This window comes from Enterobacter sp. T2 (genome assembly GCF_010692925.1).
Lineage (GTDB): Bacteria > Pseudomonadota > Gammaproteobacteria > Enterobacterales > Enterobacteriaceae > Enterobacter > Enterobacter kobei.
Window position 1 is genome coordinate 2,649,966 of sequence record NZ_CP048736.1, and the last position, 13,845, is coordinate 2,663,810.

11 protein-coding genes are annotated in these 13,845 nt (G+C 50.2%); 2 read left to right on the forward strand and 9 right to left on the reverse strand.

Annotation, left to right across the window (positions count from 1 at the left end; genetic code table 11):
* Positions 1 to 13: 13 nt before the first annotated feature.
* The 7 genes from G0034_RS12720 to G0034_RS12750 all read right to left on the reverse strand — a co-directional run bounded on the left by G0034_RS12720 (position 14) and on the right by G0034_RS12750 (position 7,900).
* Entirely contained in the window at positions 14 to 883 is an 870-nt protein-coding gene (locus G0034_RS12720; protein ID WP_023330571.1) for an ion transporter, read from the reverse strand.
* A 14-nt stretch (positions 884 to 897) separates the two neighbouring features.
* Complete coding sequence (gene oppF / locus G0034_RS12725) at positions 898 to 1,902, reverse strand: murein tripeptide/oligopeptide ABC transporter ATP-binding protein OppF (RefSeq protein WP_014884159.1); 1,005 nt, start codon at positions 1,900 to 1,902, stop codon at positions 898 to 900.
* Positions 1,899 to 2,912 (reverse strand): ABC transporter ATP-binding protein, encoded by a 1,014-nt coding sequence (locus tag G0034_RS12730; protein WP_014884160.1) that lies wholly within the window; start codon positions 2,910 to 2,912, stop codon positions 1,899 to 1,901. The genes oppF and G0034_RS12730 overlap by 4 nt, the downstream gene beginning before the upstream one ends.
* An 11-nt stretch (positions 2,913 to 2,923) precedes the next feature.
* Entirely contained in the window at positions 2,924 to 3,832 is a 909-nt protein-coding gene (gene oppC / locus G0034_RS12735) for an oligopeptide ABC transporter permease OppC (RefSeq protein WP_014884161.1), read from the reverse strand.
* A gap of 12 nt (positions 3,833 to 3,844) precedes the next feature.
* The gene (gene oppB / locus G0034_RS12740) at positions 3,845 to 4,765 is read right to left on the reverse strand and encodes an oligopeptide ABC transporter permease OppB (protein WP_014884162.1); all 921 of its coding nucleotides are present in this window, start codon (positions 4,763 to 4,765) and stop codon (positions 3,845 to 3,847) included.
* 83 nt (positions 4,766 to 4,848) lie between these two features.
* Positions 4,849 to 6,480 carry an oligopeptide ABC transporter substrate-binding protein OppA gene (gene oppA, locus G0034_RS12745; protein WP_023330572.1) on the reverse strand — a complete coding sequence of 544 codons (1,632 nt, stop codon included), beginning with the start codon at positions 6,478 to 6,480 and terminating at the stop codon, positions 4,849 to 4,851.
* Between the two features lie 772 nt (positions 6,481 to 7,252).
* Positions 7,253 to 7,900 carry a YchE family NAAT transporter gene (locus G0034_RS12750; RefSeq protein ID WP_014884164.1) on the reverse strand — a complete coding sequence of 216 codons (648 nt, stop codon included), beginning with the start codon at positions 7,898 to 7,900 and terminating at the stop codon, positions 7,253 to 7,255.
* Positions 7,901 to 8,380: 480 nt separating this feature from the next.
* Here G0034_RS12750 and adhE point away from each other — a divergent pair, with 480 nt between their 5' ends.
* Positions 8,381 to 11,059, forward strand: coding sequence for a bifunctional acetaldehyde-CoA/alcohol dehydrogenase (adhE, locus tag G0034_RS12755; RefSeq protein ID WP_023330573.1), 2,679 nt, complete (start codon positions 8,381 to 8,383; stop codon positions 11,057 to 11,059).
* A gap of 65 nt (positions 11,060 to 11,124) precedes the next feature.
* Here adhE and tdk read toward each other — a convergent pair whose 3' ends face one another.
* Complete coding sequence (gene tdk, locus G0034_RS12760; RefSeq protein ID WP_023330574.1) at positions 11,125 to 11,739, reverse strand: thymidine kinase; 615 nt, start codon at positions 11,737 to 11,739, stop codon at positions 11,125 to 11,127.
* 550 nt (positions 11,740 to 12,289) lie between these two features.
* Between tdk and hns the strand changes: the two genes are divergently transcribed.
* The gene (gene hns, locus G0034_RS12765; RefSeq protein ID WP_008502781.1) at positions 12,290 to 12,703 is read left to right on the forward strand and encodes a histone-like nucleoid-structuring protein H-NS; all 414 of its coding nucleotides are present in this window, start codon (positions 12,290 to 12,292) and stop codon (positions 12,701 to 12,703) included.
* 201 nt (positions 12,704 to 12,904) lie between these two features.
* Here the strand turns inward: hns and galU are convergent, their stop codons facing one another.
* Positions 12,905 to 13,813 carry a UTP--glucose-1-phosphate uridylyltransferase GalU gene (gene galU / locus G0034_RS12770; RefSeq protein WP_014884167.1) on the reverse strand — a complete coding sequence of 303 codons (909 nt, stop codon included), beginning with the start codon at positions 13,811 to 13,813 and terminating at the stop codon, positions 12,905 to 12,907.
* Between the last annotated feature and the right edge of the window lie 32 nt (positions 13,814 to 13,845).

A 13,845-nucleotide genomic window follows, 5' to 3' on the forward strand; every position in this document is an offset into this window, starting at 1 on the left:
CAGCCTTTTTTATTTACTTCGGTAACTCGCTCCCACAGCGGTTGCAAAACCGCGCGCTCTGCTCATGCTCTCCCTGATGACAGCGCGGACATTTACGCTGCGCTTTATGGCTTTGAAATGCACTGCTCATGTGCGTGGTAATTAACCCCGTCGGGATAGCAATCACCGAATACCCAATCAGAATGAGCACGGATGCCACTATGCGCCCCAGCGGCGTATGGGGTGTGATATCACCGTACCCCACGGTCGTCACGGTCACGATGGCCCAATAGACGGAGGCGTTGAGCGTTGTGAAGCCGTATTTGGGCCCTTCTATCAAATACATCAGCGCGCCGAAAACAATCATCACAATGGCAATAAACGAGTAAAACAGAATAAGCTGATGTCGTGCGCTAACGATGGCACTCCAGAATACGCGCAGCGACGGCATAAAACGCAGCAATTTAAGAATTCGCAATACGCGAATCACGCGCATGGCGCGCCAGGCGAAAACATAGTTGAGACTGATTTCTGGCCATAGCCACATGACATAGAGCGGCAGGATGGTCGCTAAATCGATAAAACCCCAGAAGCTGAATACGTACTTTGCCGGATTGGGCCAGCAAACGACCCGCAGAATATACTCAGCGGTAAAGACCAGGGTGATCGCCAGTTCAAGCCAGACAAAGGCATGCCATTCATCAAATGTCAGGTGATATTGTGTCCCGACACCGGATTCAATAAAGATGACAATGACGCTTAGTAACGCAAACAGCGCGCAGAGTCCCTCAAAACGGCGTCCCGATACCGTTTCTGGATCGAATAAAAGATGATAGAGCCGTCGACGGGCTGAAGTGAATAAACGCGACACGGTAACCTCGCAATAAATAAGGGCTGACATCATGTCAGCCCTTGCGATTATAACGGGTCTACTTTCAGGCAGGAAACCGCATGTCGGAAACTGCCTTCCAGAACCGGTCGTGTTTTCGCACATTCCGGCCCGGCCATCGGGCAGCGCGTACGGAAGACGCAACCTGACGGCGGGTTAATTGGTGAAGGCAATTCTCCTTCCAGAAGCTGGATCGTTTTATTTTTCTCCAGATCGGGATCGGGGATGGGTACTGCAGACATCAGTGCTTTGGTGTAAGGGTGCAGCGGATTGTGGTACACCTCATCATACGTGCCCAGCTCCACGGCATGACCCAGATACATCACCAGCACACGGTCAGAAATGTGTTTTACCACGGCCAGATCGTGCGCAATGAAGATCAGCGACAGCCCCATCTCGCGCTGAAGTTTCTGCAGCAGGTTTACCACCTGCGCCTGAATGGAAACGTCCAGCGCGGAAACCGGTTCATCACAGATAATCAGCTTCGGCTCAAGGATCAGCGCACGCGCAATACCAATACGCTGACACTGACCGCCGGAGAATTCGTGCGGATAACGGTTAATGAGGTTAGGCAACAGCCCCACTTTCAGCATCATCGCCTTTACGCGGTCACGGACTTCCTGACGCGGCATCTTAGGATGATAGGTGCGCAGCGGCTCGGCAATAATCTCTCCGATGGTCATACGCGGGTTAAGTGATGCCAGCGGATCCTGGAAAATCATCTGGATGTCGCTTCGCACGTCGCGCCACTCGTCGGGCTTCATCCCCAGCAGGTCTTTACCCAGCCACGCCACTTTTCCGTCGGTAGCTTTGACCAGGCCGATAATGGCACGTGCGAAAGTGGATTTCCCACAGCCGGACTCGCCCACGACCCCCAGGGTCTCCCCCTCGTACAGACGCAGGGTGACGCCATCCACCGCTTTCAGGGTTTTCGGCGGCTGCCAGAACCACTGTTTACCATCCTTAATATCGAAATGCACCTTAAGGTCAGCGATTTCGAGCAGCACATTGCGTTTTTCATCTAATGCGTTCATACCAGCTCCTCCTGCGGCTTAAAGCAGGCGCGCAGACGGCCTGGTGCAAATGCTTCCAGCGGCGGTGCGCTGTTGCAGATTTCCATCGCATGCGGACAGCGCGGCTGGAACGGACAGCCTTTTGGCAGACGCAGCAGGTTTGGCGGGTTGCCCGGAATGGTGAGCAGGGATTCCCCTTCCGCATCAAGCCGCGGCACCGCGTTCAGCAGGCCAATGGAGTATGGATGGGCAGGCTGATAGAACACGTCCCGCGCTTTGCCGTATTCCATCGTACGACCGGCATACATCACCAGCACTTTGTCACAGATACCGGCAACAACACCCAGATCGTGGGTAATCATGATAATCGCCGTGTTGAACTCACGCTTAAGCTCGTTCAGCAGGGTCATGATTTGCGCCTGAACGGTAACGTCCAGTGCGGTAGTCGGTTCATCGGCAATCAGCAGTTTTGGCCGGCACAGCAACGCCATAGCAATCATCACGCGCTGACGCATACCGCCGGAGAATTCATGCGGAAACATGCGCATGCGCTTACGCGCTTCCGGCATTTTTACCGCATCCAGCATTTTGACGGATTCCTCAAACGCTTCCGCTTTCCCCAGACCCTTATGCAGCATCAGGACTTCCATCAGCTGCTCACCGACGCGCATATACGGGTTCAGCGAGGTCATCGGGTCCTGGAAAATCATCGAGATCTGCTCGGCACGCAGCTTGTTCAGCTCGTGCTCCGGCAGGTTGAGGATTTCGCGACCATTGAATTTTGCGGAACCGCCAATCACACCGTTAGATGCCAGCAGGCCCATCAACGCAAAGGCGGTCTGGGATTTTCCGGATCCGGATTCACCGACAATCCCCAGCGTTTCACCCGCACTCAGGTTGAAGTTGAGATCGTTGACGGCGGTAACATCCCCGTCAGGGGTTTTAAAGGTCACACGGAGGTCTTTTACGTCCAGCAGAAGATTGCTCTGCTGTTGCGCCTGTGGCGCAGTGGCCGTTTCAATAATTGTCATGACGGCGCTCCTTAACGGTCTTTCGGGTCGAGGGCATCACGCAGGCCATCGCCGATAAAGTTGAAACAAAACAGTGTGACCACCAGGAAACCCGCCGGGTAGAGCAACAGCCACGGTGATACTTCCATCGAGTTTGCACCATCGCTCAACAGTGCGCCCCAGCTGCTCAGTGGTTCCTGCGTACCCAGCCCCAGGAAGCTGAGGAAGGATTCAAACAGGATCATGCTTGGCACCAGCAGTGAGGCATAGACCACAACCACCCCCAGCACGTTAGGAACAATATGGCGAACCACGATATTTCGGGTAGATACGCCACCAACCTGCGCGGCTTCGATAAATTCTTTACGTTTCAGGCTCAGCGTCTGGCCGCGTACGATACGCGCCATATCCAGCCAGGAAACCATCCCGATGGCCACGAAAATCAACAGAATGTTCTGGCCGAAGAAGGTCACCAGCAGAATGACGAAGAACATAAACGGGAAGGAGTTCAGGATTTCCAGCAAACGCATCATCACTGAGTCCACTTTGCCGCCAAGGTAGCCGGAAAGTGAGCCGTAGAGCGTACCCAGAATTACCGCCACCAGCGCGGCGGCGATACCGACCATCAACGAGATACGCCCCCCAATCGCGACGCGCACCAGCAGATCACGGCCGGATGAGTCGGTCCCGAAATAGTGACCGGATTCCATATCCGGCGCGCTGGACATCATGCCCCAGTCCGTATCGAAATAGGTAAATTGCGACAGCATCGGTGCCAGGGTCACAAACAGCGCGATGATCACCAGAACCACCAGACTGGCGACGGCGGCACGGTTGTGCATAAAGCGACGGCGTGCATCCTGCCAGAGACTACGACCTTCCACTTCCAGTTTTTCACTGAAGTTTTCCAGCGCCTCGCTGTTTTTCTTACTCAACATCATGGCGTGCTCCAGTTAGTAACGGATTTTCGGGTCGATGACGGCATACAGCACATCAACGATCGCGTTAAAGAGAATGGTGAGCGCACCAACGAGGATCGTCAGGCTCAGTACCAGCGAATAATCGCGGTTGAGCGCGCCGTTAACGAACAGCTGACCAATGCCCGGCAGGCCGTAGATGGTTTCGATAACCATCGAGCCCGTGATGATCCCAACGAATGCAGGCCCCATATAGGAGAGCACCGGCAGCAGCGCCGGTTTGAGCGCGTGGCGGAAGATAATCCGGCGCATCGGCAGCCCTTTCGCGCGCGCGGTGCGGATGAAGTTCGAATGCAGCACTTCGATCATAGAACCACGGGTGATACGCGCGATACTGGCGATATAGGCCAGAGATAATGCCACCATTGGCAAAATCATGAACTTCAGAGCCCCGCCGTTCCAGCCGCCGCCAGGCAGCCACTTCAGCGTAATGGCAAATATCATCACCAGTAATGGCGCGACAACGAAGCTGGGTATCACTACCCCGGTCATTGCCACCCCCATTACGGCATAATCCCATTTGGTATTTTGTCTGAGCGCGGCGATAACGCCTGCGGTGACCCCGAGAACGACGGCCAGAATGAATGCCGCAGCACCCAGCTTTGCCGAAACCGGGAAGCTGGAGGCCACCAGGTCGTTTACGGAATAGTCTTTATATTTAAATGACGGTCCAAAATCACCGTGCGCCAGCTGCTTCAAATAATTGAAGTATTGGGTAGTGATGGGATCGTTTAAGTGATACTTCGCCTCGATATTCGCCATAACTTCCGGCGGCAGCGTACGTTCACCGGTAAATGGACTTCCCGGTGCGAGACGCATCATAAAGAAGGAAATCGTAATTAGAATAAATAACGTTGGTATCGCTTCTAGACAGCGACGCAGGATAAATTTCAACATTGCCCGTACCTTCTGGCGTGTGCCTGATGAATGTTACAAAGTAGACACAGTGGGGCAAGCCAGGCTCACCCCACGTATTGCCATTAATGCTTGATAATATAAAGATTCTTAACGGAAATATTATCCAACGGGTCTTTACCGGTATAACCCCCTACCCACGGTTTCACCAGACGGGCGTTAACGTAGTAGTAAACCGGTACGATTGCAGAGTCTTTATCGAGCTGCTCTTCAGATTTCGCGTACAATTCTGCGCGTTGCGCATCGTCAGACACTTTCAGCGTATCAGCGATGATCTTGTCGAACGCCGGGCTCTTATAGTGCGCAGTGTTGTTTGAACTGTCGCTGAGCATCGTGTTCAGGAATGAGGTCGGTTCGTTATAGTCCGCACACCAGCCTGCACGCGCCACGTCGAAGGTCCCCTGATGACGCGTATCGAGGAAGGTTTTCCACTCCTGGTTTTCCAGCTTAACGTTGACGCCCAGGTTTTTCTTCCAGATAGACGCGACGGCGATAGCCAGTTTTTTATGCAGATCTGACGTGTTGTACAGCAGGTTAAACGTTAATGGCTTATCGGCAGTGTAGCCCGCTTCAGCCAGCAGCTTTTTCGCTTCTTCGTTACGTTTTTCCTGTGACCACTTGAACCATTCAGGCTCAACCAGTTTCATTCCATCGGTATAAGGAGGGGTGTAGCTATACGCCGGGAGATCGCCCTGGTTTTTCACTTTGTTCACGATAATATCGCGATCCAGTGCCAGCTTCAGCGCAGTACGAACGCGTACGTCGGTGAACGGTGCTTTCTGGTTGTTGATTTCGTAGTAATAGGTGCACAGGTATGGGTCGACGTGAACTTCTTTCGGGATCTCTTTTTTCAGCTTCTGGAACAGTTCAATCGGCATGTTGTTATAGGTCATGTCGATTTCACCGCTACGGTAGCGGTTAACATCCGTTACTTCAGAAGAGATTGGCAGGTAGGTGACCTGATTAATCACGGTCTTCGCGTTATCCCAGTATTGCGGGTTACGCTCCAGGACCATACGTTCGTTGACCACCCAGTCTTTTAGCTTATAGGCACCGTTGGTCACGATATTGGCAGGTTGCGTCCATTTTTCACCAAATTTTTCCACAGCGGATTTTGGTACCGGGGAAACGGATGGGTGAACCAGCAACTTATAGAAGTACGGAACAGGTTCGCTCAACGTCACTTCAAAGGTATTGGCATCGATCGCTTTCACGCCCAGGTCGGTGACCGGCTTTTTACCGGCGATGATGTCATCGATATTGGCGATGTGGCCATATTGCAGATAGCTCGCATACGGAGAGGCGGTATTTGGATTCGCCAGGCGCTGCCAGCTATACACGAAATCTTCGGCGGTAACCGGCGTACCGTCGGACCATTTGGCATCTTTACGCAGATGGAAGGTCCAGACTTTAAAATCTTTATTTTCCCACTTTTCTGCCACACCCGGTGCCGGGTGGCCGTCAACGTCAGTCACCAGCAGGCCTTCGAACAGGTCACGGTTAACGTTTGACTCAGGAACCCCTTCAATTTTGTGCGGGTCAAGAGACTGAACTTCCGCACCGTTGTTACGCACCAGCGTCTGTTTTTCCGCCAGTTGTACTCCTGCAGGAACGTCCGCAGCCATTGCAGCATTGCCCGCGATTAGCGCAGTTAAAATCCCCGCCGCTACCAGATTTTTTTTTGTGATGATGGACATTGTGTTGGTACTCCACTCATTATAATTACTGGCTTTCGCCAGCTGTCTATTCCCCTGTTGGGGCCTGTACAGCGCAGGAGTTTTTTTTGCTGCTGTCAGGTTCTTCTTTTACTGCTTGCTATCACCGACTTTTTTTATTACTGACTGCTCGTATGGCCGTCTTGCGTCGATTCTTCACAGGCCTCCCCTGTTTGAGACCTGAGCTGGATATCTGAGAAGAGAGCTATATGAAAATAATTCTCATCTGATTGTTTTATGCTGCAAAATAATAGGCCGGAAAGTATCAAATGGCGTAAACGCGCGCCAATACATTTTGCAAATTTGTTAAGCAATTCTCTTTTACGAAGTACGTCGTATCGTTGGGGGCAGCCCTGCCAGACATCGAAAGCCGATAAAAACACCGGGTATTCAATAAGGTAGAGAAAACTTCCTCTACTCGCGCGTCGCTGCGCTACTTTTGAGTGATTTTGTACAAAAATTTAACAACTGATCATTATTTAGCACATTCCTCTAAGGGAAAGTTGAAATTACTAATAACATTTCGGTTATCTCTCAGCAAGCCCCAGAGTATCGTGTGAGTAAAATAACAGAACGTTCGAAGATTTTCTGTGCAGGCGGGATTGTGCGAAACCCATAACTCTTTGAAATAAAAGAGATGAACATTATTAGTAGAATTTATTATGATATGTGAGCATTTCAACTTTAGTTATATGATTTGCTGATATTCACGTAAAAAAAACGGAGCCGTAGCTCCGTTCTTTCATTCGAAATATTAGTGTAGCAAGCCGGGGAAAATGCTTTTAATACCGGTGACAATGAATTCGATCCCTAACGCCATCAACAACAACCCCATGATACGGGTGATGACGTTAATCCCCGTCTGCCCCAGCAAGCGAACCAGCCAGGGCGCCATACGAAATACCCCCCAGCAGCAGAGCGCGAAAACAGCAATGGCGACAGAAAAACCAATCAGGTGCATGAGGCTATGGTAACGCGTACCCCAGACAATGGTTGAACTGATGGCACCAGGCCCTGCCATCAAGGGCAACGCCAGCGGAACCACGCCGATACTTTCGCGTATCGCGGTTTCTGACTTCTCCTGCTTGTTCTGTTTGTCCTCGCCCAGCTTACCGCTGATCATCGACATGGCGATGGTCACCACCAGGATCCCACCCGCAATGCGGAAGGAGTCGATGGAGATACCGAAGACCTGGAGAATGGCATCCCCCAGGAAAAGCGAGGTGAGCAAGATGATCGCCACAGACAGGTTAGCGGTGAGATTGGTTTTGTTCCGGGCCGCCGCCGTCTGGTAACTGGTCATACTAATAAAGACAGGAATGATACCCACCGGGTTAACCAGGGCAAACAAACCGATAAAAAATTTGAAATACGTTGGAAAATCAAAGAGCGTTTGGATCACGTTTTGCTCCGCCTTTGCACATGCCCGGGACTGACAACGTTGTTATGAAAAATCGCGCTGAAGATACGCTTTTTATTAGCATACTTCACCAGAAATCTGTGCCAAAACGTTAGCATTTCAGAATGTTAAACATATGTTGAATCATTGATGCCACCACTTCCAATAGTTACTTAATTAATTAACAGTGGAAAAATATCCATGAAATAACCCTGCTGAAAGGTATCAGCTTGGGGAGAAATTGACGCAGATCATGATTTCCGTACTCAGAAGTGAGTAATCTTGATTACGCCCCCCAGGAAGGTCACCTGTCAAAAAGGGATGATGCTAAGGTAAGGCTCTTTTAGTAAATTAGTGTGCTGGAGCATAAAGTAACCCATTGTTTTACTTTATGTAACGCAAGTCGTATTGGCACTGTCTATACTGTCTGACGTATCGAGCGCTGGTTTACTAAAAGAGTTTAAACATTATCAGGAGAGCATTATGGCTGTTACTAATATCGCTGAACTGAACGCCCTCGTCGAGCGCGTTAAAAAAGCCCAGCGTGAATATGCCAATTTCACCCAAGAACAGGTTGATAAAATCTTCCGCGCTGCCGCTCTGGCTGCTGCAGATGCTCGAATCCCTCTCGCTAAAATGGCCGTTGCCGAATCTGGCATGGGTATCGTTGAAGATAAAGTGATCAAAAACCACTTTGCTTCAGAGTATATCTACAACGCCTATAAAGATGAGAAAACCTGTGGCGTGCTGTCTGAAGACGACACCTTCGGCACGATCACCATCGCTGAACCTATCGGTATTATCTGCGGTATTGTTCCAACGACTAACCCAACTTCAACGGCTATCTTCAAATCTCTGATCAGCCTGAAGACCCGTAACGCAATTATCTTCTCTCCACATCCACGTGCAAAAGATGCGACCAACAAGGCAGCAGATATCGTTCTGCAGGCTGCGATTGCCGCAGGCGCACCAAAAGATCTGATTGGCTGGATCGACCAACCTTCCGTTGAGCTGTCCAACGCACTGATGCACCATCCTGACATTAACCTGATCCTGGCGACCGGTGGTCCTGGCATGGTTAAAGCTGCATACAGCTCCGGTAAACCTGCCATCGGTGTTGGCGCGGGTAACACCCCTGTTGTTATCGACGAAACTGCTGATATCAAACGTGCCGTTGCTTCTGTACTGATGTCTAAAACCTTCGATAACGGCGTTATCTGTGCATCTGAACAGTCTGTTGTTGTGGTTGATTCCGTATACGACGCTGTACGCGAGCGTTTCGCCAGCCACGGCGGCTACCTGCTGCAGGGTAAAGAGTTGAAAGCGGTTCAGGACATCATTCTGAAAAATGGCGCACTGAACGCCGCTATCGTAGGTCAACCCGCCTATAAAATTGCTGAACTCGCAGGCTTTACCGTTCCGGCAACCACCAAGATCCTGATCGGTGAAGTAAAAGTTGTCGACGAAAGCGAGCCGTTTGCTCACGAAAAACTGTCTCCTACGCTTGCCATGTACCGTGCGAAAGATTTTGAAGACGCGGTAGAGAAAGCCGAGAAACTGGTTGCCATGGGCGGTATCGGTCACACCTCTTGCCTGTACACCGACCAGGATAACCAGCCTGAACGTGTTGCTCACTTCGGTCAGATGATGAAAACTGCCCGTATCCTGATTAACACCCCTGCTTCTCAGGGTGGTATCGGTGACCTGTACAACTTCAAACTCGCACCTTCCCTGACTCTGGGTTGTGGTTCCTGGGGTGGTAACTCCATCTCTGAAAACGTTGGTCCAAAACACCTGATCAACAAGAAAACCGTTGCTAAGCGAGCTGAAAACATGTTGTGGCACAAACTTCCGAAATCTATCTACTTCCGCCGTGGCTCTCTGCCAATCGCGCTGGATGAAGTGATTACTGATGGCCACAAACGTGCGCTCATCGTGACTGACCGTTTCCTGTTCAACAACGGCTACGCTGACCAGATCACCTCTGTTCTGAAAGCGTCTGGCGTTGAAACTGAAGTGTTCTTTGAAGTTGAAGCTGACCCAACCCTGAGCGTGGTGCGTAAAGGTGCTGAACTGGCGAACTCCTTCAAACCAGATGTGATTATCGCTCTGGGTGGTGGTTCCCCAATGGACGCCGCGAAAATTATGTGGGTTATGTACGAACATCCAGAAACCCACTTCGAAGAACTGGCGCTACGCTTTATGGACATCCGTAAACGTATCTACAAGTTCCCGAAAATGGGCGTGAAAGCGAAAATGATCGCCGTCACCACCACTTCCGGTACGGGTTCAGAAGTTACGCCATTTGCAGTAGTAACTGACGATGCAACCGGTCAGAAATACCCACTGGCTGACTACGCACTGACCCCAGATATGGCTATCGTTGATGCCAACCTGGTTATGGAAATGCCGAAATCACTGTGTGCCTTCGGTGGTCTGGATGCCGTGACTCACGCTCTGGAAGCTTACGTTTCTGTTCTGGCATCTGAGTTCTCTGACGGTCAGGCTCTGCAGGCACTGAAACTGCTGAAAGAAAACCTGCCAGCGTCTTACAACGAAGGTTCTAAGAACCCTGTAGCGCGCGAACGTGTCCACAGTGCAGCCACTATCGCCGGTATCGCGTTTGCGAACGCCTTCCTGGGTGTTTGCCACTCTATGGCGCACAAACTGGGTTCACAGTTCCACATTCCTCACGGTCTGGCGAACGCCCTGTTGATCAGCAACGTTATCCGTTATAACGCCAACGACAACCCAACCAAGCAGACGGCTTTCAGCCAGTACGACCGTCCGCAAGCGCGCCGTCGTTATGCTGAAATCGCTGACCACCTTGGTCTGAGCGCACCGGGCGACCGCACTGCTGCGAAGATTGAGAAACTGCTGGCATGGCTGGAAAGCCTGAAAGCTGAACTGGGTATTCCTAAATCTATCCGTGAAGCAGGCGTTCAGGAAGCTGACTTCCTCGCTCACGTAGACAAGCTGTCTGAAGATGCATTCGATGACCAGTGTACTGGTGCTAACCCGCGCTACCCACTGATCTCCGAGCTGAAACAGATTCTGCTGGATACCTACTACGGTCGTGAGTTCAAAGAAGGTGACGTTGCTGCTGTGAAAACAGAAGCACCTGTCATTAAAGCTGACAAGAAAGCGAAGAAAAGCGCTTAACTGACAGCCTGATGAAAAAAACCCGCCTTCCAGGCGGGTTTTTTTATGTCTGAATAACAAAGAGGTTATTTTCTGTTGTCGTGCTGAATCGCCGTCAGAGAGCCGACTGACAGCGCTTCTTTATAATGCTTACGACAGACCGAGACATAGCGTTCATTGCCGCCTATCACCACCTGCTCCCCATCTGCATAAGGTTTTCCGGCCTGATCGAGTCGAAGCACCATGCTGGCCTTACGTCCGCAGAAGCAGATAGTTTTCAGTTCAACAAGCTTATCTGACCAGGCGAGCAGATACTGGCTTCCGGCAAACAGCTCCCCGCGAAAGTCCGTACGCAGCCCGTAGCACAGGACGGGAATATCCAGCTCATCCACCACTTCAGAGAGCGCATGAACCTGTTCACGCGTCAGGAATTGGCTCTCATCAACCAGAACGCAATGAATAGGCTCTGACGCATGCGCAGCGCGGATGTCATTCAGCAGGTCAGTTTGCGGGTTAAACAATCTGGCTGGCGAAGACAGGCCTATTCTTGAACTCACCTTTCCGGCACCGAAGCGGTCGTCGATTTCAGCGGTATAAACAACGGTACGCATCCCTCGTTCCTGGTAATTGTATGAGGATTGCAGCAGTGCGGTAGATTTGCCGGCATTCATTGCCGAATAGTAGAAATAAAGCTGTGCCATTGGCCGTAAAACCCTAATCAATGTGTAATATTACCGATGATTCATTGTACCATATTTTGTCTGGTCTTCCGCGACAGGCCGCACAGAAGATGCCTTGCTGAAAGGTGTAAAACAGCTACTTCTGACGAAAATAATCCGTTAAAACAGAGAGTAAAGATAAGCTCATTTGTGAATATGTTATAGGGTGAGCCAAACATAACACTTCTTTTTATAGTGGCATCAGCGTTCATTAAAATTCACTATTTATTAACTATTCCTGCCTTAACACCCCAGCCTGGAACTAATACAAAAGGCTGATATTTATCCGCCGAAACTATAATTCCTGCGGTAAATGTCACAAAAAAAAGATGCAATCAGCGGGGTTAAGCAGGTTAACGTGATAACAAGCGACACACAGTCGAAGAGGAAATTTAAGTTAGCGTAATTAATAATAGCGGCTTTATTTAGTATTTTTTGAATTCCTTACATTCCTGGCTATTGCACAACTGAATTTATGGCTCTATTATTAGGACAACAAACCACCCCCCATTATAAGTTTGAGATTACTACAATGAGCGAAGCACTTAAAATTCTGAACAACATCCGTACTCTTCGTGCGCAGGCAAGAGAATGTACCCTTGAAACGCTCGAAGAAATGCTGGAAAAATTAGAAGTTGTAGTTAATGAACGTCGCGAAGAAGAAAGCGCTGCTGCTGCTGAAATCGAAGAGCGTACTCGTAAACTGCAGCAATATCGTGAAATGCTGATTGCTGATGGTATCGATCCAAATGAATTGCTGAACAGCATGGCTGCAGCTAAAACCGGTACCAAAGCAAAACGCGCTGCGCGTCCTGCTAAATATAGCTACGTTGATGAGAACGGCGAAACTAAAACCTGGACTGGCCAGGGCCGCACTCCTGCTGTAATCAAGAAAGCTATGGATGAGCAAGGTAAACAGCTGGATGACTTCCTGATCAAGGATTAATCACGCCGAATTCAGAAAAATCCCGCTTCTGGCGGGATTTTTTTTGGCCGCAATTTATTGCAAACATCCTCTTACACAACGTCATAAAGCGTTATTCATCGATATAGCTTTGCTTACAATCAGGCACCCCGGGGCGTTTTATGGGCATAAAAAAACCGGTGGGCAACGCCACACCGGTTTCAGACATTTACACCGGAGGGGTTATTTCTTAATACCCATACTCTCATTGAGCCAGGCTTTAAATTCTTCACCCAGTGAATTGTGGCGAATGCCATATTCAACGAAAGCCTGCATATAACCGAGCTTATTACCGCAGTCATGGCTCTTACCTTTCATATGGTAAGCCTCAACGGTCTCTTTCTCGATCAGCATATCGATAGCATCGGTCAGCTGGATTTCATCCCCTGCGCCTGGAGGCGTTTTCGCCAGCAGAGGCCAGATTTCAGCACTCAGGACATAGCGACCCACAACCGCCAGATTAGAAGGCGCTACGTCGGCTTTAGGCTTCTCTACAACGCCAACCATGGGTACGCTTTCGCCGGGTTCAAGGTTAACGCCTTTGCAGTCAACCACGCCGTAAGCCGTCACGTCATCAACAGGCTCAACCATGATCTGGCTGCTACCCGTTTCATCGAAACGCTTGATCATCTCTGCCAGGTTGTCCTGGGAAAGATCGGATTCGTATTCATCCAGAATAACGTCAGGCAGAATAACCGCTACCGGCTCATCACCGACAACCGGGTGTGCACACATCACCGCGTGACCCAGGCCTTTAGCCAGCCCCTGACGCACCTGCATAATGGTGACGTGCGGAGGGCAAATAGACTGAACTTCTTCTAACAGCTGACGCTTAACACGTTTTTCCAGCATGGCTTCGAGTTCAAAACTTGTATCGAAGTGGTTTTCGATAGAGTTTTTTGATGAATGCGTAACCAGCACAATTTCAGTGATGCCGGCTGCAATACACTCATTGACGACATACTGAATTAATGGCTTATCAACCAGAGGCAACATCTCTTTAGGAATCGCCTTAGTTGCTGGTAACATCCTGGTCCCCAATCCCGCTACCGGGATGACGGCCTTTCTGACTTTCGAATTTAGGGCAGCCATTCAAATTCTCCTGATTTGTTCAAGTTTTGAAC